The sequence below is a fragment of the Pseudomonas sp. genome (assembly GCF_040514055.1).
In the GTDB taxonomy this organism is placed as follows: domain Bacteria; phylum Pseudomonadota; class Gammaproteobacteria; order Pseudomonadales; family Pseudomonadaceae; genus Aquipseudomonas.
Window position 1 is genome coordinate 1 of the sequence record NZ_JBEVDL010000062.1, and the last position, 18,535, is coordinate 18,535.

Annotated in this window: 20 protein-coding genes and 1 other RNA gene; 7 read left to right on the forward strand and 14 right to left on the reverse strand. The window is 63.6% G+C overall.

All coding sequences use genetic code 11. The features are described from left to right. Together rnpB and rsmI are read right to left on the reverse strand one after the other, a co-directional pair. Positions 1–189, reverse strand: an RNA gene (rnpB, locus tag ABWY06_RS14210) — RNase P RNA component class A; the annotation flags it as partial. Positions 190–311: 122 nt separating this feature from the next. Beyond that, positions 312–1,211 carry a 16S rRNA (cytidine(1402)-2'-O)-methyltransferase gene (gene rsmI / locus ABWY06_RS14215; RefSeq protein ID WP_353926210.1) on the reverse strand — a complete coding sequence of 300 codons (900 nt, stop codon included), beginning with the start codon at positions 1,209–1,211 and terminating at the stop codon, positions 312–314. A 90-nt stretch (positions 1,212–1,301) separates the two neighbouring features. Between rsmI and ABWY06_RS14220 the strand changes: the two genes are divergently transcribed. From ABWY06_RS14220 to ABWY06_RS14235, 4 genes are read left to right on the forward strand one after another with little or no spacing between them, the layout of a single operon-like run. Further along, positions 1,302–3,113, forward strand: coding sequence for a penicillin-binding protein activator (locus ABWY06_RS14220; protein WP_353926211.1), 1,812 nt, complete (start codon positions 1,302–1,304; stop codon positions 3,111–3,113). Between the two features lie 10 nt (positions 3,114–3,123). Then, on the forward strand, positions 3,124–3,489 hold the full coding sequence (locus ABWY06_RS14225) for a YraN family protein (RefSeq protein ID WP_353926212.1): 366 nt from the start codon (positions 3,124–3,126) through the stop codon (positions 3,487–3,489). A 26-nt stretch (positions 3,490–3,515) separates the two neighbouring features. Beyond that, positions 3,516–4,109, forward strand: coding sequence for a phosphoheptose isomerase (locus tag ABWY06_RS14230; protein ID WP_353926213.1), 594 nt, complete (start codon positions 3,516–3,518; stop codon positions 4,107–4,109). Further along, positions 4,106–4,639: a BON domain-containing protein gene (locus tag ABWY06_RS14235; RefSeq protein WP_353926214.1), complete on the forward strand. Its 534-nt coding sequence runs from the start codon at positions 4,106–4,108 to the stop codon at positions 4,637–4,639. The genes ABWY06_RS14230 and ABWY06_RS14235 overlap by 4 nt, the downstream gene beginning before the upstream one ends. A gap of 58 nt (positions 4,640–4,697) precedes the next feature. Here ABWY06_RS14235 and ABWY06_RS14240 read toward each other — a convergent pair whose 3' ends face one another. The 7 genes from ABWY06_RS14240 to rplM form a co-directional block, all read right to left on the reverse strand. Beyond that, positions 4,698–5,105, reverse strand: a complete 408-nt coding sequence (locus ABWY06_RS14240; RefSeq protein ID WP_353926215.1) for a ClpXP protease specificity-enhancing factor — start codon at positions 5,103–5,105, stop codon at positions 4,698–4,700. Positions 5,106–5,129: 24 nt separating this feature from the next. Then, complete coding sequence (locus ABWY06_RS14245) at positions 5,130–5,747, reverse strand: glutathione S-transferase N-terminal domain-containing protein (protein ID WP_353926216.1); 618 nt, start codon at positions 5,745–5,747, stop codon at positions 5,130–5,132. 90 nt (positions 5,748–5,837) lie between these two features. Beyond that, positions 5,838–6,617, reverse strand: a complete 780-nt coding sequence (locus tag ABWY06_RS14250) for a cytochrome c1 (protein ID WP_353926217.1) — start codon at positions 6,615–6,617, stop codon at positions 5,838–5,840. Continuing rightward, positions 6,617–7,828, reverse strand: a complete 1,212-nt coding sequence (locus ABWY06_RS14255; RefSeq protein ID WP_353926218.1) for a cytochrome b — start codon at positions 7,826–7,828, stop codon at positions 6,617–6,619. The genes ABWY06_RS14250 and ABWY06_RS14255 overlap by 1 nt, the downstream gene beginning before the upstream one ends. Beyond that, positions 7,828–8,421 carry a ubiquinol-cytochrome c reductase iron-sulfur subunit gene (petA, locus tag ABWY06_RS14260; RefSeq protein WP_353926219.1) on the reverse strand — a complete coding sequence of 198 codons (594 nt, stop codon included), beginning with the start codon at positions 8,419–8,421 and terminating at the stop codon, positions 7,828–7,830. The genes ABWY06_RS14255 and petA overlap by 1 nt, the downstream gene beginning before the upstream one ends. Positions 8,422–8,675: 254 nt before the next feature. Next, on the reverse strand, positions 8,676–9,068 hold the full coding sequence (rpsI, locus tag ABWY06_RS14265; protein ID WP_296222531.1) for a 30S ribosomal protein S9: 393 nt from the start codon (positions 9,066–9,068) through the stop codon (positions 8,676–8,678). A 14-nt stretch (positions 9,069–9,082) separates the two neighbouring features. Continuing rightward, a complete protein-coding gene (gene rplM, locus ABWY06_RS14270) occupies positions 9,083–9,511 on the reverse strand; it encodes a 50S ribosomal protein L13 (RefSeq protein ID WP_353926220.1) in 429 nt (142 codons plus the stop codon). 235 nt (positions 9,512–9,746) lie between these two features. Here rplM and ABWY06_RS14275 point away from each other — a divergent pair, with 235 nt between their 5' ends. Next, a complete protein-coding gene (locus tag ABWY06_RS14275) occupies positions 9,747–10,784 on the forward strand; it encodes an NADP(H)-dependent aldo-keto reductase (RefSeq protein ID WP_353926221.1) in 1,038 nt (345 codons plus the stop codon). A gap of 56 nt (positions 10,785–10,840) precedes the next feature. Here the strand turns inward: ABWY06_RS14275 and nfi are convergent, their stop codons facing one another. Together nfi and ABWY06_RS14285 are read right to left on the reverse strand one after the other, a co-directional pair. Next, on the reverse strand, positions 10,841–11,551 hold the full coding sequence (gene nfi, locus ABWY06_RS14280) for a deoxyribonuclease V (RefSeq protein ID WP_353926222.1): 711 nt from the start codon (positions 11,549–11,551) through the stop codon (positions 10,841–10,843). 196 nt (positions 11,552–11,747) lie between these two features. Then, the gene (locus ABWY06_RS14285; RefSeq protein ID WP_353926223.1) at positions 11,748–12,884 is read right to left on the reverse strand and encodes an acyl-CoA dehydrogenase family protein; all 1,137 of its coding nucleotides are present in this window, start codon (positions 12,882–12,884) and stop codon (positions 11,748–11,750) included. Positions 12,885–13,130: 246 nt separating this feature from the next. Between ABWY06_RS14285 and ABWY06_RS14290 the strand changes: the two genes are divergently transcribed. Beyond that, positions 13,131–14,036 (forward strand): GlxA family transcriptional regulator, encoded by a 906-nt coding sequence (locus ABWY06_RS14290; RefSeq protein ID WP_353926299.1) that lies wholly within the window; start codon positions 13,131–13,133, stop codon positions 14,034–14,036. A 112-nt stretch (positions 14,037–14,148) separates the two neighbouring features. After that, positions 14,149–15,105: a hypothetical protein gene (locus ABWY06_RS14295; RefSeq protein WP_353926224.1), complete on the forward strand. Its 957-nt coding sequence runs from the start codon at positions 14,149–14,151 to the stop codon at positions 15,103–15,105. A gap of 173 nt (positions 15,106–15,278) precedes the next feature. Here ABWY06_RS14295 and zapE read toward each other — a convergent pair whose 3' ends face one another. From zapE to ABWY06_RS14310, 3 genes are all read right to left on the reverse strand, one after another. Next, the gene (gene zapE / locus ABWY06_RS14300) at positions 15,279–16,373 is read right to left on the reverse strand and encodes a cell division protein ZapE (RefSeq protein WP_353926225.1); all 1,095 of its coding nucleotides are present in this window, start codon (positions 16,371–16,373) and stop codon (positions 15,279–15,281) included. Between the two features lie 92 nt (positions 16,374–16,465). Next, a complete protein-coding gene (locus tag ABWY06_RS14305) occupies positions 16,466–17,815 on the reverse strand; it encodes a tryptophan--tRNA ligase (protein ID WP_353926226.1) in 1,350 nt (449 codons plus the stop codon). Between the two features lie 39 nt (positions 17,816–17,854). Then, positions 17,855–18,481 (reverse strand): alpha/beta hydrolase, encoded by a 627-nt coding sequence (locus ABWY06_RS14310; RefSeq protein ID WP_353926227.1) that lies wholly within the window; start codon positions 18,479–18,481, stop codon positions 17,855–17,857. Between the last annotated feature and the right edge of the window lie 54 nt (positions 18,482–18,535).

Here is an 18,535-nt window from a genome sequence, read left to right on the forward strand (position 1 = left end):
CGTGCGGTGCGCTCTTACCGCACCTTTTCACCCTTACCGGCGCCGAAGCGCTTAGGCGGTTATTTTCTGTGGCACTTTCCGTAGGCTCACGCCTCCCAGGCGTTACCTGGCACTCCGCCCTATGGAGCCCGGACTTTCCTCCCTTCCATTTCGCGAACGAAATGAAACAGCGACTGTCCAATCGACTCTCCACCACCAAGATTAACGACCCAAGCCAGTACCCGCAAGCTTTAATAGGAGCTGCGACAGGCGACCAAACCGGTCATGCCCTCTTCTCACTTGCAGCTTATAGCTTGTCGCTTACCGCTGACTCATTGCTGCCGTGCCAGCGCGGCCTGGTACAACAGGTTCTTGCGCACCCCGGTGATCTCCGCCGCCAAGGCCGCCGCGCGCTTGAGGGGCATTTCCTGCAGCAGTAAATCCAGCACCCGTAGCGCCTCTGCGCTGACCGCGTCCTCGCCCTCGGGTGCCTGCCAACCGCTGACCAGCACCACGCACTCGCCTCGCTGCTGGTTGCTGTCACCCTCGACGAACGCACGCAGCTCGGCCAGCGGCAGCCCCTTGAGGGTCTCGAAGGTCTTGGTCAGCTCCCGTGCCAGCAAGGCCGGCCGCTCGCCGCCGAACACCAACTCCAGGTCCTGCAGGCATTCGAGGATTCGGTGCGGGGCCTCGTAGAAAATCAGGGTCCGCGGCTCTTCCTTGACCAGCTCGAGACGAGCACGGCGCCCCGCCGCCTTGGCCGGCAGAAAGCCTTCGAAGACAAAACGATCGGAGGGCAGGCCGGCAGCCGACAAGGCGGCGATCAGCGCGCAGGCGCCGGGCACTGGCACCACTGCAATGCCAGCGGCCCGCGCCTGGCGCACCAGATGGTATCCCGGGTCAGAAATCAGTGGGGTTCCCGCATCGGAAATCAGTGCCACGTCATCGCCCGCCAGCAGGCGCGCCAGAAACCGACTGCCCTGGTCGCGCTCGTTGTGCTCATGGCAAGCGACGAGCGGCGTGCCAATGCCGAAATGCTGCATCAGACGCGCCGAGTGACGGGTGTCTTCCGCGGCGATCAGGGCCACCTCACGCAGCACCGACAAGGCCCGCGCGCTGATGTCGTCCAGGTTGCCGATCGGCGTAGCCACCACAAAAAGCGTGCCGGCAACGGCACTCGGAACCCCTGGAACTGTCACTGCAACACCCTCGCTAGCGCTCAAAGCGCGCATTGTAGCCCGTTTCTCGCCACCGACATCGCACCCCCGACGGGGCTTGGGTACAATCCGCCCTCATTTGCTCCAGTCACAGGGAACGCTTACATGATCGCCTGCCTGCGCCCGCTCTCCGCCCTCTGTCTCGCCGGTCTCCTGGCGGCCTGCGCCAGTTCGCCATCATCCACCCTGGGTGAACTGCCACGCACCCCACAAGCCAGCTTGGAGCAGCTGTTACAGCAAGCTGAGACCAGCGACCCGCAAGAAGCCGCTTCGCTACGCCTGGCAGCCGCCGACCTGGCCTACCAGCGCAAAGACCTGGGACAAGCCACACGCATCCTCGAACAAGTCTCCCTGGGCGGCCTTGCACCCGCCCAGCAAATCTTCGGCAGCACCTTGGCGGCGGAGCTGGCCATGACCCGCAACAACCCCAAGGCGGCGCTCAAGGCCCTCAGCCTGCCGAGCCTGGAGCGTCTGGCGGAGCTGCCGGTGGAGCAGCAGATCCGTACTCAATTGGTGCGCGCCCAGGCCCTGCAGGCAGACGGCCAGGCACTGGCAGCCGCCCGCGAGCGGGTCTTTATCGCCCCCTTGCTGGACGGCGAGGCCGAGCGCAGCAACCATGAAGGCATCTGGGCACTGATTGCCAACCTGCCCTTGGAGCAGTTGCAAGCCAGTGGCGACGCTGACCTGGCGGGTTGGCTTGAATTGGCGCGGGCGACCAAAACGGCCGGCACCCTGGAACAGCAGCAAGCAGCCATCGACAGCTGGGTCCAGCAACACCCACAGCACCCGGCAGCCCTGCAGCTGCCCGACGCCCTGAGCAAGCTCAAGGCCCTGGCCAGCCAGCCGCTGAGCAAGATCGCCCTGTTGCTGCCACAGGACGGCCCGCTGACCTCGGTGGCCCGCGCGTTGCGCGACGGCTTTATGGCCGCCCACTTCCAGGCCCAGCAGGCGGGCCAAAACCCACCCGCCATCACTTTCTACGACAGTGCCCGTATTGGATCACTGGATGACTTCTACCGCCAGGCCCAGGCCGACGGCATCCAACTGGTGGTCGGCCCGCTGGAAAAGCCGCTGGTCAAGCAGCTTAGCGATCGTGAGCAGTTGCCTATTACCACCCTTGCCCTGAATTACAGCGAAGCCGGCCAGGAAGGCCCGGCGCAGCTGTTCCAATTCGGCCTGGCCGCCGAGGACGAGGCGCGCGAAGTGGCACGCCGCGCCTGGGCCGATGGCATGCGCCGAGCCGTCGCCCTGGTTCCGCAGGGCGAATGGGGTGACCGTGTCCTGGACGCCTTCCGGCAAAGCTGGCAGGCGGCGGGCGGTACCTTTATCGCCGCCGAACACATCGACCAGCCCGTGCAACTGGCCCAGCAGATCGCCGACCTGTTCCAGCTGCGCGAGAGCGAATCCCGCGGCCAGCGCCTGCAAAGCACCCTCGGCACCGCAGTCGCCGCGCAGCCGTCACGCCGCCAGGACATCGACTTCATCTTCCTCGCGGCCACGCCACAGCAGGCCCAGCAGATCAAGCCGACCCTGGCCTTCCAGTACGCCGGCGACGTCCCGGTGTACGCCACGTCGCACCTGTTCACCGCCGCCGGTAACCCGACCCAGTACCTGGACCTCAACGGCATCCGTTTTTGCGAAACACCCTGGCTGCTCGACGGCAACGACGCCCTGCGTCAGCAGGTGGTCAGCCAATGGCCGCAAGCCGGCGGCAGCCTGGGCCGGCTCTACGCCATGGGGGTGGATGCCTACCAGTTGGCTCCGCGTCTGACCCAACTCAAGGCGCTGCCCGAAAGCCGTATCGAAGGGCACTCCGGCTCGCTCAGCCTGAATCCAACCCAGCGCATCGAACGCCAGCTGCCCTGGGCCGAATTTCGCGACGGCCAGGTCCTGCGCCTTCCCGACAGCCCGAACTGAGCACGATTCCATGACCCGCGCCCAGGACAGCGGCCGCGAGGCCGAAGACCTGGCCCGCGCGCACCTCGAGCGGCAGGGTCTGCGCTTGCTGGCGCAGAACTGGCACTGTCGCCAGGGCGAGCTCGATCTGGTCATGCTGGACGGCGATACAGTAGTATTCGTCGAGGTCCGTTACCGACAACACGCCGCCTGGGGCGGCGCACTGGAAAGCGTCGACGCGCGCAAGCGGACGAAACTGACCGCTGCCGCTCAACAGTTCTTGCTGCGACAGACCCGCTGGTCGGCCCACCCCTGCCGTTTCGACGTGATCGCCGTCAGCCCCGACCCTCATCACGGACCCCAACTGAACTGGATCCAGAACGCGTTCGACACCTGAGCGCCACACTGAAGGCCTATACCCCGATGGACATGCAATCCCGTATCCGACAGCTCTTCCAGGCCAGCATCGAGACCAAGCAGCAGGCCCAGGAGGTGCTGCCCGCCTATATCGAGCAAGCCAGCCAGGCGATGGTCCATGCCCTGCTCAGCGAGGGCAAGATCCTCGCCTGCGGCAACGGCGGCTCGGCCGGCGATGCCCAGCATTTTTCCTCGGAAATGCTCAACCGCTTCGAGCGCGAGCGGCCCAGCCTGCCCGCCATCGCGCTGACCACCGACACGTCGACCCTGACCTCGATCGCCAATGACTACAGCTACAACGAAGTGTTCTCCAAGCAGATTCGCGCCCTGGGGCAACCGGGTGACGTGCTGCTGGCGATCTCCACCAGCGGCAATTCGGCCAACGTGATCCAGGCCATCCAGGCGGCCCATGATCGCGAAATGACCGTGATCGCCCTCACCGGGCGCGACGGCGGCGGCATGGCCTCGCTGCTGTTGCCCGAAGACGTGGAGATTCGTGTGCCCTCGAAAACCACCGCGCGCATTCAAGAGGTTCACCTGCTGGTGATCCACTGCCTGTGCGACCTGATCGACAGCCAATTGTTTGGGAGTGAAGAATGACCCGTTCCCCGCTAATCCTCGCCGCCCTGGCCTTGAGCCTGCTGCTGAGCGGCTGCGGCAACCGCAGCGTCGGCAACAAGATCGACGACCAGTTCACCGCACCCAAGGTCCAGGAACAGATCACCAAGGCCCACGCCGACCTCAGCAGTACCACCTCCCACGTGGTGGTCACCAGCTACAACGGCGTGGTCTTGTTGGCCGGACAGACCCCCAGAGCCGAACTCAAGGAACTGGCGGAAAAGGCCGCGCGCACGGTGGCCGGCGTGAAGAAGGTGCACAACGAACTGCAGGTGACCCAACCTTCTTCCACCCTGGCCCGCAGCAACGACGCCCTGCTCACCACCAAGATCAAGACCCAGATGCTGGCCGACAACAGCGTGCCCGGCTCGCAGGTCAAGGTGGTGACCGAGAACGGCGTGATCTATCTGCTGGGCCTGGTGACGCGCCAGGAAGGATTGCGCGCTGCGAATCTGGTGCAGGGCGTGTCCGGCGTACAGAAGATCGTCAAGCTGTTCCAGTACACCGACTGAGGGCACATCCATGAAAAAGGCGACCCCAGGGTCGCCTTTTTCATGCGGGTAACCGCGACTACTTGACCACCTTCAGGCTCGGACGCCCGCTGGGACGAGGCGGCTCGCTCCCGGACGGATCATCGTCCGGCGTCGTCCCGTCCGTTTCAGCGCCGGGCGCCTCCAGGTCGAAGACCATGCCCTGGCCGTTCTCCCGGGCATAGATGGCCAGCACCGCAGCGGCGGGCACATACAGGGAATGCGCCACGCCACCGAAACGCCCCTCGAAGCTCACCGCGTCATTGTCCATGTGCAGGTGGCGCACCGCACTGGGCGACACGTTCAGGACGATCTGGCCATCGCTGGCGAAGCCCTGAGGCACTTGCACGCGGGGGTATTCGGCATTGACCAGCAGGTGCGGCGTACACTCGTTATCCACAATCCATTCGTAGAGGGCACGAACCAGATAAGGACGACTGGATTTCATCGAAAACTCCTTAATGGTGGGTGTTCAACGCATGTCGCGTTCGGCGCCCGACAGACTGAGCTGAAAGGCTTCGCGGGCGAATTGACGCTCCATGTAATCGAGCAACGGCTTGGCCGGCTTCGGCAATTCGATACCCAATAATGGCAAACGCCAGAGAATCGGCAACAGGCAACAGTCCACCAGACTCAATTCGTCACTGAGGAAATAGGCCTTGTCGACGAACAGCGGCGAGACGCCGGTCAGGCTCTCACGCAGCTCCTTGCGCGCCTGTACACGCGCCGGCTCCTTGCTGCGCGGATCCAGGATCAGGTCCACATGACGACACCAGTCGCGCTGGATACGGTGGATCAGCAGACGGCTGTTGGCACGCGCCACCGGGTAAACCGGTAATAACGGCGGGTGCGGATAACGCTCGTCCAGGTACTCCATGACCACCGTGGATTCGTACAACGCCAGGTCGCGGTCGACCAGGGTCGGCACGCTGCCATAGGGGTTCAGCTCGGTCAGCTTGGGCGGCACGCGACCCGGCTCGACGTTGATGATCTCGGCGCTGACACCTTTCTCGGCGAGCACGATACGCACGCGGTGGGAATAGTGGTCGGCGGGGTCGGAGTAACAGGCCAACCGGTTGGTCACGCCCATGGCGGTCCTCCTCGCTTGTTAAAGTTATTGGAAGCAGAAAAACGCGCGCGCCCAAAGGGGCGCGCGCGTCGACAACGGGACTGGAACGGTTTAATGCACGTCCTTCCAGTACTCGCGCTTGAGCAGGTAGGCAAACACGAAGAAGAACGCCAGGTACAACAGCACATAGGTGCCAATCCGACGACTTTCCAGCTGCACCGGGTTCGCCGAGTATGCCAGGAAAGTCACCAGGTTCTGGATCTTCTTATCGAATTCGGCTTCGTTCAACTTGCCGGTCTTGGGCACTATGGTCAGCTGATCACAGGCCTCGTGGGTGATCGGCGTACCGGTCAGGGGGTCGAATTGCTTCTTGCCCTCCTCGACCACCTGCACCTGCTTGCAACCAATCACCTGGCGCCCCTGCAGGGACTCCAGCACGTTGGGCATGCCGACGTTGGGGAACATCTTGTTGTTCACCCCCCACGGCCGTGCCGGGTCGGCGTAAAAGGTCCGCAGGTAGGTGTAGAGCCAATCGTTGCCACGCACCCGGGCCACCAGGGTCAGGTCCGGCGGCGCGGCGCCGAACCAGGTCTTGGCGTCCTGAGGGCGCATGCCGATCTTCATATGCTCGCCGATCTTGGCGCCGGTGAAGACCAGGTTGTCCATCATCAGCTCGACCGGGATATCCAGGTCGGTGGCGACGCGCTCATAGCGCTGGAACTTGGCGCTGTGGCAACCCATGCAGTAGTTGGCGAAGGTCCGCGCGCCATCCTGCAGGGCCGCTTTATCAGTCAGGTCGATTTCGACCGATTCCGGGTGGTAACCGCCGGCGTTGGCGAAGGCAAACACCGGTAGCACCGCGAGAATCAATGCAGCTAATTGCTTTTTCATCAGCCAGTCACCCTTTCCGGAACCGGTTTGGTCTTTTCGAGCCGGGTGTAGAACGGCATCAAAATGAAGTAGGCGAAATACAGGAAGGTGCAGATCTGCGACAACAGCGTTCGCTCAGGGGTTGGTGAGAGCACACCCAACACACCGAGGATCACAAAGGACACGCAGAACACCAGCAACCAGATCTTGCTCAACCAGCCCTTGTAGCGCATCGACTTGACCGGACTGCGGTCCAGCCAGGGCAGCACGAACAGCACCGCGATGGCCGCGCCCATGGCGATCACGCCCAACAGCTTGTCCGGCACCGCACGCAGGATGGCGTAGAAGGGGGTGAAGTACCAGACCGGGGCGATGTGCTCAGGGGTCTTGAACGAGTTCGCCACTTCGAAGTTGGGCTTCTCGAGGAAATAACCGCCCATTTCCGGGAAGAAGAACACCACCGCACAGAAGATGAACAGGAACACCACTACCCCGGCAATGTCTTTCACCGTGTAGTAGGGATGGAAGGCGATGCCGTCCAACGGCTTGCCGTTCTCGTCCTTGAATTTCTTGATGTCGACGCCATCGGGGTTGTTCGACCCCACTTCGTGCAGCGCCAGGATATGCAGCACCACCAGCCCGAGAATCACGATGGGCAAGGCCACCACATGCAAGGCGAAAAAGCGGTTCAGGGTGATCCCGGAAATCAGGTAGTCACCGCGGATCCACTGGGTCAGGTCGCCGCCGATCACCGGGATGGCGCCGAACAGCGAGATGATCACCTGGGCCCCCCAGTAGGACATCTGGCCCCAGGGCAGCAGGTAGCCCATAAAGGCTTCGGCCATCAGCGCCAGGTAGATCAGCATGCCAAACAACCAGACCAGCTCACGCGGCTTCTGGTACGAGCCGTAGAGCAGCCCGCGGAACATGTGCAGGTAGACCACCACGAAAAACGCCGAGGCACCGGTGGAGTGCAGGTAGCGCAGGATCCAGCCGTATTCGACGTCGCGCATGATGTATTCGACGGAGGCGAAGGCCTCTTCCGCCGACGGCGTGTAGCTCATGGTCAGCCAGACACCGGTGACGATCTGGTTGACCAGCACCAACAGGGCCAGCGAACCGAAGAAATAGAAGAAGTTGAAGTTCTTCGGGGCGTAGTACTTGGAGAGATGGTCTTCCCACATCTTGGTCGCGGGAAAACGCGCATCGACCCATTCCATGAATTTGCTCATCAGGCTTTCTCCTGGTCCACGCCGACGACGATGACATCATCCGACTCGTACGAGTAAGGCGGCACCGGCAGGTTCATGGGCGCGGGCTGCGACTTGTAGACGCGGCCGGCCAGATCGTAACGCGAGCCATGACAGGGGCAGAAATAGCCCCCTACCCATTTGTCGCCCAGGTCCGCAGGCGCCACTTCCGGACGGAAGGACGGCGAACACCCCAGGTGCGTGCACAAGCCGACCAGCACCAGCAGGTCCGGCCGGATCGAACGCGTCTTGGGGTCCACATAGGCGGGCTGCGTGGAGGCCTTGGATTCCGGATCGGCCATCTCGGCCTCGATCTTGCCCAGGTTACCGAGAATTTCATCGGTACGGCGCAGGATAAATACCGGCTGTCCGCGCCACTCAGCGACCATCTGCTGACCCGGCTCGATCTTGCCGACACTCACCTTCACCGGTGCACCTGCGGCCTTGGCCTTGGCGCTTGGGAACCATGACCCCACGAACGGGACCGCAGCACCCACCGCTCCTGCAGCACCCACCACGGAGGTGGCGGCTACCAGGAAGCGACGCCGGCCTGCATTCACGCCGTCATTGCTCATTCAGTCGTCTCCCATCAGCTTTGTGGCCTGTTTGTTCAGGCCTCTACTAAGTAAAAATCGGGCCGTTCAAAAAGTTTGCCGAATGTTAAAGAAAAGCCCCTTTACTGACAAGGTAATTACCGGCCATCGCACGGCTGAAAGCCTTGGCGCACGGGCCACCCGCGGGTGCGGCAAGTTGTCGCAAGGTCTGTGACACAGGCAAAAAAAACGCCCAGCTCCGAATGGAACTGGGCGTCTTTGAACGCAGCAGCGAATTAACGCTTGGAGTACTGAGGACGCTTACGCGCTTTACGCAGACCCACTTTCTTACGTTCAACTTCACGTGCGTCACGGGTTACGAAGCCAGCCTTGCGCAGTGCAGGGCGCAGCGATTCGTCGTAGTCCATCAGCGCACGGGTGATACCGTGGCGGATCGCACCGGCTTGACCGCTGACACCACCACCGATCACGGTGACGTAGATGTCGAACTTCTCGCCCAGCTGGGTCAGTTCCAGCGGCTGGCGAACCACCATACGGGCGGTTTCACGACCGAAGAAGGTGTCCAGCGTGCGGTTGTTGATGGAAATCTTGCCAGTACCGGCACGCAGGAAAACGCGCGCGGTTGCAGTCTTGCGACGGCCAGTGCCGTAATTTTGAGTCGCCGACATAATGAACTATTCCGTTAAAACTTCAGTTCTTGGGGCTGCTGAGCAGCATGGGGGTGAGCAGCGCCCGCATACACTTTCAGCTTACGGTACATGTCGCGACCCAGCGGATTCTTCGGCAGCATGCCTTTGACCGCGGTCTCGAGCACACGCTCTGGCGCCTTGGCGATCAACTTTTCGAAGTTGATCGACTTGATGCCACCCGGGAAACCGGAGTGAGAGTAGTACATTTTGTCGGTGGTCTTGGCACCGGTTACACGCACCAGCTCGGCATTGATCACGACGATGTAATCGCCGGTATCCACGTGCGGGGTGTACTCGGGCTTGTGCTTGCCACGCAGACGAGTAGCGATTTCTGTGGCCAGACGACCCAGAGTCTGACCTGCAGCGTCGACGACGAACCAGTCGCGCTTAACAGTTTCCGGTTTAGCAGTAAAAGTTTTCATTCTTTAAATAGCCTCAGGGGCCGCCCTGAAATGAGACGGCGGATCTTACTGAATGGTGCGCGCTTTGACAAGTCAAAGACAGCCGCAGACGGACGCTATCGGGGGCTCGGGTCATCACGTCCGTTCGGCCAGTACGGTGGGCTAGGCATCCCCCACCGAAAACAGCTGCGGAATTATGCCGATTGCGCGAAAAATTTCAACCTGCTTTGATGTCCTTTTTCAAATGGAGAGAATAATGGAACTGCGCCAGCTTGGTCGAAGCGGTCTACACGTCAGCAGCCTGTGCCTGGGCAGCATGACCTGGGGTGAACAAAACGACGAGGCCCAGGCCTTCGCCCAGCTCGACCGCGCCCGTGGCGCGGGGATCAACTTCGTCGACACCGCGGAGATGTACCCGGTCCCGCCACGGCCGGAGACCTACAGCCGCACCGAACAGATCCTCGGAAATTACTTCAAGGCCCGCGGCAACCGCCAGGACTGGGTTCTGGCCAGCAAGATCGCCGGGCCCGGCAACGGTATCGGCTACATCCGCGACGGCCAGCTCAAGCACGACCGCGCCCATATAGCCGCCGCGCTGGACGCCAGCCTGCAGCGCCTGCAGACCGACTGGATCGACCTTTACCAGCTGCACTGGCCGGAACGCAGCACCAATTTCTTCGGCAAATTGGGCTATCAGCACCAGGAGCAGGGGTTTACCGCCTTGCAGGAAACCCTGGACGTGCTGGGCGAGCAGGTCAAGGCCGGCAAGATCCGCCAGGTTGGCCTGTCCAACGAGACCCCCTGGGGCCTGATGAGTTACCTGCAGCTGGCCGAGCGCCTGGGCTTGCCGCGCATGGTCTCGATCCAGAACCCCTATAACCTGCTCAACCGCACCTTTGAAGTAGGCCTGGCCGAAATCGCCCACCGCGAGGATTGCGGCCTGCTGGCCTATTCACCCCTGGCCTTCGGCATGCTGTCGGGCAAATACGAAAATGGCGCGCGTCCGGCTGGTGGACGAATCAGCCTGTACAGCCGCTTCACCCGCTACACCAATCCGCAATCGGAGCGCGCCTGCGCGGCCTATGTCGCCCTGGCCCGTGAACACGGCCTGGACCCGGCGCAGATGGCGCTGGCCTTTGTCACCAGCCGCCCCTTCGTCACCAGCAATATCATCGGCGCCACCACCCTGGAGCAGCTCGACAGCAACCTGGGCAGCGCCAGCCTGCAGCTGAGCGACGAGGTACTGGCAGGCATCGAGGCGATCCATCAGGCGCAGCCGAATCCAGCGCCCTAGGGCGGCACCAGTCCGCGCCACGCTGCCGTCGGGCAACGGGGTGCGAGCCAGCCGTATCAGGAAAAAAGATCCGCGCCGCCAACGGCGCTCGCGGACGCTGCGGGCAAGGCGCCGCGGCGGGAGGCGAGCCGATCCGCCAGGCGAGTCGGTTCGGGCAAGCGATAACCCCGGCCACAGGCCAACACCCACGCCATTGCGCTGGCCATGCTGACTCGATGCCCCGGCGAGACGATCAAGGGTCGCACCCGGTCCTTGCTGCGCAGCACCCAGCCAATCTGCTCGGCCCCGTGCAGCAACGGCACGTGAGCCCCCCGCTGCGGGGCGAGCTCGGCGTGCTCGCCCAACAGGATACTTTTGGCGACGCCAATGCTCGGCAGGTTGGTGACTACCCCCAGGTGCGCCGCAATGCCCAGTCGCCGCGGATGGGCGATGCCCTGGCCGTCACAGAGAATCAGGTCCGGCACTTGGGGCAATCCCTTCAGGGCCTCCAGCAACGCCGGCAACTCGCGAAAGGACAGCAGGCCCGGCACATAGGACATGCAGGTCGGCACCCGGGCCAGGCTCTGACCTAGCACTTGCAGGGTATCGGCGCGCAACAACACGGCCGCGGCCAGGGTCACCGCGCCACCCTGCTCGAACCCGACGTCCAGGCCGGCAATGGTTCGCACCACCGCGAAATCGTCCTGCAGGCGAACCCGCTGCGCCAATTGGCGCTGCAACTCGCGCGCCTGGCGCGCGTCGCCGCTCCACCCCTGGTAAGTCTCCATGCTCACTCCCAAGCCCTGATGCCCGATAGGACCCTGGTCCGTTCTTGGGGTTCGGTTGAGGAGAGCGGCGAGGCATGACCGATGAAGCGCGACGAGGCCGCCCTACGGTTCTCGGTACCCGCTTCTAACCCGTAGGGCGTACTCGCCGCAGGCAGTACGCCGTGGAGGCTGAAAAACGTGGCGAGGCCACCCGACGTCAGAGCGAACGGGCAATGATTTCCTTCATGATCTCGTTGGTGCCGGCGTAGATGCGCTGCACCCGCGCATCGGCCCAGGCACGCGCCACCGGGTATTCCCACATATAGCCGTAGCCGCCGTGCAGCTGCACGCATTCGTCGAGCACCTTGCACTGCAGGTCGGTGCCCCAGTACTTGAGCATCGCCGCGGTGGGCACGTCCAGCTTGCCCTGCAGGTGCAGCTCCAGGCAGCGGTCGACAAAAACCCGACCGATCTGCACCTCGGTGGCGATTTCCGCCAGCTTGAAACGGGTGTTCTGAAAGTCGCCGACGGCCTTGCCGAAGGCCTTGCGCTCACGGGTATAGTCCAGGGTCCAGCGCAGCGCCGCCTCGGCCGAGGCCAGGGCGCCAATACCCACGGTCAGCCGCTCCTGGGGCAGCTCCTGCATCAGGTAGGCGAAGCCCATACCGGCTTGGCCCAGCAGGTTTTCCTTGGGCACGCGCACGTCCTGGAAAAACAGCTCGGAGGTGTCCTGCGCCTTCATGCCGACCTTCTCCAGGCGCTTGCCCTTGGCGAAGCCCGGGGTGCCGGCCTCGACCAGAAACAGGCTGGTGCCCTTGGCGCCGGCCTGGGGATCGGTCTTGGCCACGACCACCACCAGATCGGCGAGAAAGCCGTTGGTGATAAAGGTCTTGGAGCCGTTGATCAGATAGTGATCGCCGTCCAGCACGGCCGTGGTCTTGACCCCCTGCAAGTCCGAACCAGCACCCGGCTCGGTCATGGCGATGGCCGTGACCATTTCGCCGGATACCATGCGCGGCAAGTACTTGAGCTTCAGGGCCTCGCTGCCGTAATGCAGCAGGTAGGGCGCCACTATGTCCGAGTGCAGGGAAAAACCGATGCCGGTCAGCCCCAGGCGGCCGATCTCTTCGATCACCACGGTGCTGAAGAGGAAATCGGCGCCCATGCCACCGTAGGCTTCGGGAATATGCGAGCAAAGCAGGCCGGCCTCGCCCGCCTTGTTCCACAAGCGGCGATCAATATGGCCGTCCTTTTCCCACTGCGCATGGAAAGGCACGGCCTCACGCTCGAGGAATTTACGTACGCTGTCGCGAAAAAGCTCGTGTTCGGAGCTGAAAATCGTTCTGGGAATCATGGGTGCACCTGGCGGACAAGAGGAGGCAGGGGGAAGCGTGGGCTCGACTGTAGTCAGTCGCGGGCGCGGATGCACTGGACACATGCGCCAAAAAATAAGACGATCCAGCCACCTATTGGCCGCTTCCCCCTATAAGAACAACAATATATGCCCCCTGCACCCGTCATCCCGCTAAAACGCATCTGCATCCTGGCCACCGAGGGCGTCTTCGCCTCCACCTTGATGCAGGCCAAGGATTTTTTCCATATGGCCAGCCTGCGCTACGGCAAACAGCTGGGATTGGGGCTGACACCGGCCCTGGAGATCCTCCTGGTCAGTCCCGATGGCCACTCGGTGCGCAGCTTCAGTGACGTCACCATCCCAGTGGACGGCGGCCTGAGCGCGGCCGATGTGATCATCCTGCCCGCCTTCTGGGACGACTTCGACGCCCTGTGCGCCCATCACCCCCAGGTCCTGCCCTGGCTACGCGACTGCCACGCCAATGGCAGCGTGGTCTGCGGCGAAGCCACCGGGGTGTTCTGGATGGCCCAGGCCGGCCTGCTCGACGGCAAGGAAGCGACCACCTACTGGCGCTTTTTCCGCGAGTTCGCCGAACGCTTCCCCAAGGTCCTGCTCAACCCGGACAAACACCTGTCGGACGCCGACAACCTGTATTGCGCCGGCGGCGTGACCTCGGCCTGCGACCTGTACCTCTACCTGATCGAACGCTTCTGCGGCGCCAACGTGGCCCAGGCCGTGGCCCGCGATATCCTGTACGAGGTGCAGCGCAGTTATACGCCGGGACGCATCGGCTTTGGCGGGCAGAAACTGCACCAGGACCTGACGATCCTGCAGATCCAGCACTGGCTCGAGGAGCACTTCGCCGAGAAATTCCGCTTCGAAGACGTCGCCCGCGCCCACGGCATGAGCATCCGCAACTTTATGCGACGCTTTCTCGCCGCCACCGGCGACAAGCCCCTGCACTACCTGCAACGCCTGCGGGTCGACACGGCCAAGGGCCTGCTCAGCGCCACGCGCAAGAGCATCAAGACCATCAGCTACGAAGTCGGCTACGACGACGCCAGTTTTTTTGCCCGGCTGTTTCGCCAACACACCGAGCTGTCGCCCAACCAGTACCGCCGCCAGTACCAGCACAAGGACAGCCTCGCCTGATCGCCCATGCCCCGAGGTAACACCCGGGCAGCGCCGCACACCCTTGGATGGGTTGGCCGGGAGTAGCTGCAGCCTATGATCGGCGCACTACAACAAGAAAAAGGTCACCGCCATGCGCCGTTATCTGCTTGCCTTGCTGACGCTGTTCAGTCTTTCGGCCGCGGCCGAGCAACCCTGGACGCCCTTCCCTCTCGACCAGGCGGCATTCGACTACCCCGGCGACGCCCTGCGCCAGGCCTGGCCACAGCTGACCCGCGGCTTCGGCGCCGATTACCCCTTCCCGGACGCCGACTGGGCCATGGCCATGGCCCGCCGCCACCCCGACGCCCTGGCCTCGGCCGCCGAGGCCGGCTTCAAGGGCACGCCCGAGGAGGCCGCACGTTACGCCGCCCAGGTGCAGGAGGTCTGGCGCCTGGTGTTTCGCGGCGACTTCGCCAAGGCGCGAAGCCAAGGCCTGGCGCTGGGCTTCGGCGGACAGGTGCCGGCGCTGTTCGCCCAGGTCACCCAGGCGCTGTTCCTGGTGGAGGATGCGGAGGAAAAACACCGGCTGCTGGAAGAAGTGATCGCCTATACCGACCGCGCTGGCGCCCTGATCGAGGCGGACAACGCCGCGCTGTTCGGCCGGGTCTACGCCAAGGCGCGTCTGGGCGAGGAGCTGCCGATCGCGCTGGTGCTCAAGCGCGGCTACACCCGCGAGATCCCCCAGGAACTCGATGCCCTGCTGGCCCGCCAGCCCCGGCAACCCTATGCCCTGGCCCTGTATGGCGGTTATCAGGCCGGGGTCATCCGCAAGGTAGGCAGCCTGGTCGGCGGCATGACCTATGGGGTCAGTGCCGAGCGCATGGAAGGGTACTTCGCCCAGGCGTTCGACGCCGCCGAGCTACCCATCGGCCATTACGAGTACGCAAACGCCCTAAGCTATGTGTACGGCGACGACGAGCAGGCCAAGGCCCTGGAGCACCTGCGCCGGGCCGTGGCCATCCGCCCGATCAGCGCCATGGAAGCGCTGGAAGTGGAACACGCCCGGCAACTGCTCCAGCAATTCCAGCAGGCGCTGGCGAGCAATTGAATAAACAGCCACAAGCCACAAGCCACAAGCCACAAGCCACAAGCCACAAGCCACAAGCCACAAGCCACAAGCCACAAGCCACAAGCCACAAGCTTTAGGCTTAAAGCTTGCTGCTTAGAGCTGTTTTTTTCTTGAAGCTTGCCGCTTGCCGCTTGCCGCTTGCCGCTGCTTTTTTACGGCTTGTGCGCCCGCGAAAGGAACTCATGGGACTGCATTTCCAACAGGCGACTCAGGGTGCGCTGGAACTCGAAGGTCAGGCGACCGCCGGTGTAGAGGTCTTTCAGCTCCACCTCGGCGGACAGGATCAGCTTGACGTTACGGTCGTAGAACTCGTCGACCAGGTTGATAAAGCGCCGCGCCAGGTCGTCCTCCTGCACGCCCATCTGTTCGATATTGGAGATCACCACGGCGTGGAAGATCTTCGCCAGCTCGATATAGTCGTTCTGGCTGCGTGGGCCGTCGCACAGCTCGCGGAATTCGAACCAGGCCACGTCGTCGCCAACCTTGAGCGCGCGGATGGCGCGGTTCTCGATCATCAGGTCTTCGTTGTCCTGCACCTGGCAATGTTCCGGCAACAGGCTTTGGAAACTGCGCGCCAGACTGGCTTGGGCCTCGGCGCCCAGTGGCCAATGGAACAACTCGGCCTGCTCCAGGGCGCGCAGGCGGTAATCCACCCCGCTGTCGACATTGACGATGCAGGTGTGCTGCTTGAGCAGGGCGATGGCGGGCAGGAAGCGCGCACGCTGCAGGCCGTCCTTGTAGAGGCCGTCCGGTACGATATTGGAGGTCGCCACCAGGCTCACGCCGTTCTTGAACAGCTCCTCGAGCAGGGTCGCGAGGATCATCGCATCGGTGATATCGGACACGAAGAACTCGTCGAAGCAGATCACCCGCGCCTCGGCGGCAAAGCGCTTGGCAATCAGCGGCAAGGGGTTCTTCTCGCCGCTGAGGGTTTTCAGCTCCTCGTGCACACGCTTCATAAAACGGTGAAAGTGCGTGCGCATCTTTTCCTGGAACGGCAGCGCATCGAAGAAGGTGTCGACCAGGTAGGTCTTGCCGCGCCCCACCCCGCCCCAGAAATACAGGCCCTTGACCGGTTCCAGGGTCTTCTTGCCGAACAGGGCGCCGAACAACCCGGGCTTGTGCTTGTGCGCCGCCACCAGCTCATCGTAGAGCCGCTGCAGGTGGCGCACGGCCGTTTCCTGCGCCGCATCGGGGAAGAAGTCGGGACGCTTCAGATCAGCCTGGTATCGCTCGAGAGGGGTCATAGATCGCTAGCTGGGCCAAAAAAACGGGGTCGTCACTGTAGCGGCGACCCCGCAGCTTGGCAATCGCCAGCCGCACCCAAGCGAGCAGCCGGTCAGTCCGGTTGCGGACCCAGCGCCTCGCGCAAGCCCTGCATCGCGCCATCGCGCAGCGCCACGTCGGCAAAGGTCGGACTGTCGGCGACCGGTTGATCGTCCAGCCAAACACTGAACCCGCCCTCTATCGGGCGCAGATCGAGCGGCTCGCCCGCCTGCAGGCGCTTGCTCGCCTGGCCGGCGGCCTTGCCGTCGGCGAAGGCCACCGACAACAGCAATTGCTCGCCGGCGGCGTCCAGCAGACGGAAGCGGAAACGCCCGTCGTCGTCGCGAAAGCTGACGAACCGCGCGGCCTTACCGGTCTTCTTCTTGGCCTGGGTACCGGCCTGCAGATCGGCGCGGAACGAACGCAGCCCCACCGCTTCGCGCAGCTCGCCGAGAAAGGGCGTGGCGATCTTGCGGGCCTTGAGCGCCCCGGCCAGCAGGATGTCCTCCAGGTCGTCCGGCCGGGAGATCAGCTCGTGGTAGCGTTCGCGCGCCTCGCCCAGTTCGTTGTCCAGCAGCTCGAACAACCGTTGCTTGGCTTCGCCCCACGCCAAGCCCTGCAACAGCTCGGCACGGAAACCCGCGACCTGCTCCGGGGTGGCAAAGGCCTGATAAAGGGTGAACAGGTGCGCGCCATCCGGGTCCTTGGCTTCGCCCGGCGCCCTGGAGTCGGTGACGATCTGGGCGATCGCGGCCTTGAGCTGCTTGGCGCTGCCGAACAGCGGAATGGTGTTGTCGTAGCTTTTGGACATCTTGCGCCCGTCGAGCCCCGGCAAGGTGGCCACGCCCTCCTCGATCAGCGCCTGGGGCTGGACGAAAAACTCGCGACCGCGGCCGAACAGGTGGTTGAAGCGCTGACCGATGTCGCGGGCCATCTCCACGTGCTGGATCTGATCGCGCCCAACCGGCACCTGCTGCGCATTGAACATCAGGATGTCCGCCGCCATCAGCACCGGGTAGCTGTACAGGCCCATGGTCACGCCCGCGTCCGGGTCCTCGCCGAGCTCCAGGTTGCGGTCCACCGACGCCTTGTAGGCATGGGCGCGATTGAGCAGGCCCTTGCCGGCCACACAGGTGAGCAACCAGGTCAGCTCGGGGATCTCGGGGATGTCCGACTGCCGGTAGAAAGTCACCCGGTCGCTGTCCAACCCGCAGGCCAGCCAGGTGGCGGCGATTTCCAGGCGCGAGCGTTGAATGCGCAACGGATCGTCACACTTGATCAGCGCATGGTAATCGGCAAGGAAATAGAAGGAGTCGGCCCCCTCCTGGCGACTGGCGACGATTGCCGGGCGGATCGCGCCGGCGTAGTTGCCCAGGTGCGGGGTGCCGGAGGTGGTGATGCCAGTGAGAATACGAGTGGTCATGGGCGGTCGCTTATCGGGCTGCAATCGGAGATCCGGGGTTCACAGGCGGGGTTCGACCAGCGCTTTCAGGTCGCCCAGCTTGCCGTGAAAGAAGTGGCCGCATTCTGCCACTTTCAACAGCTCATGGGCACGCCCCAGGCCTTGCGACCAGGCAAATACCGTTGCCGGATCGATCACCTCGTCCGCCTCGGGCTGGATCACCACCAACGGGCAGTGCTGCGGCAGATCGCCGGGCTCGAGGCGCCCCACCGCCGGCGCCACCATCAGCAGGCGGTCCAGGGCCACCGCCCGGGCCTCCAGGCGACCGGCCAACGCCGCCGCCACGAAACCGCCAAAGGAAAACCCGATCAGCGTCAGCGGCAGCGCCGGGTACTGCGCGCGCAGCCAGGTGGCGGCGGCCTCGGCATCCTCGATCTCGCCGCGCTGCATGTCATGTTCACCGGCACTGGCACCGGTGCCGCGGTAGTTGAAGCGCAGGGTCACCAGGCCGCTGTCGCGGGCGCAGCGCTGCAAGGTGGAGATCACCTTGTTCAGCATGGTGCCGCCTTGCACCGGATTGGGATGGCACAGCAGCACCAGGCCACGGGGTTCGGGCAGGTCCTGATAGAGGGCTTCGAGGGCACCGCAGGGGCCGTCGAGCTGCAGAGGGGCTTCGCGGGTCAACAAGAGGAAACTCCGTGACCCCGGTCGGGGTCTACTCGTCTAGTTAGGCGTTGCACC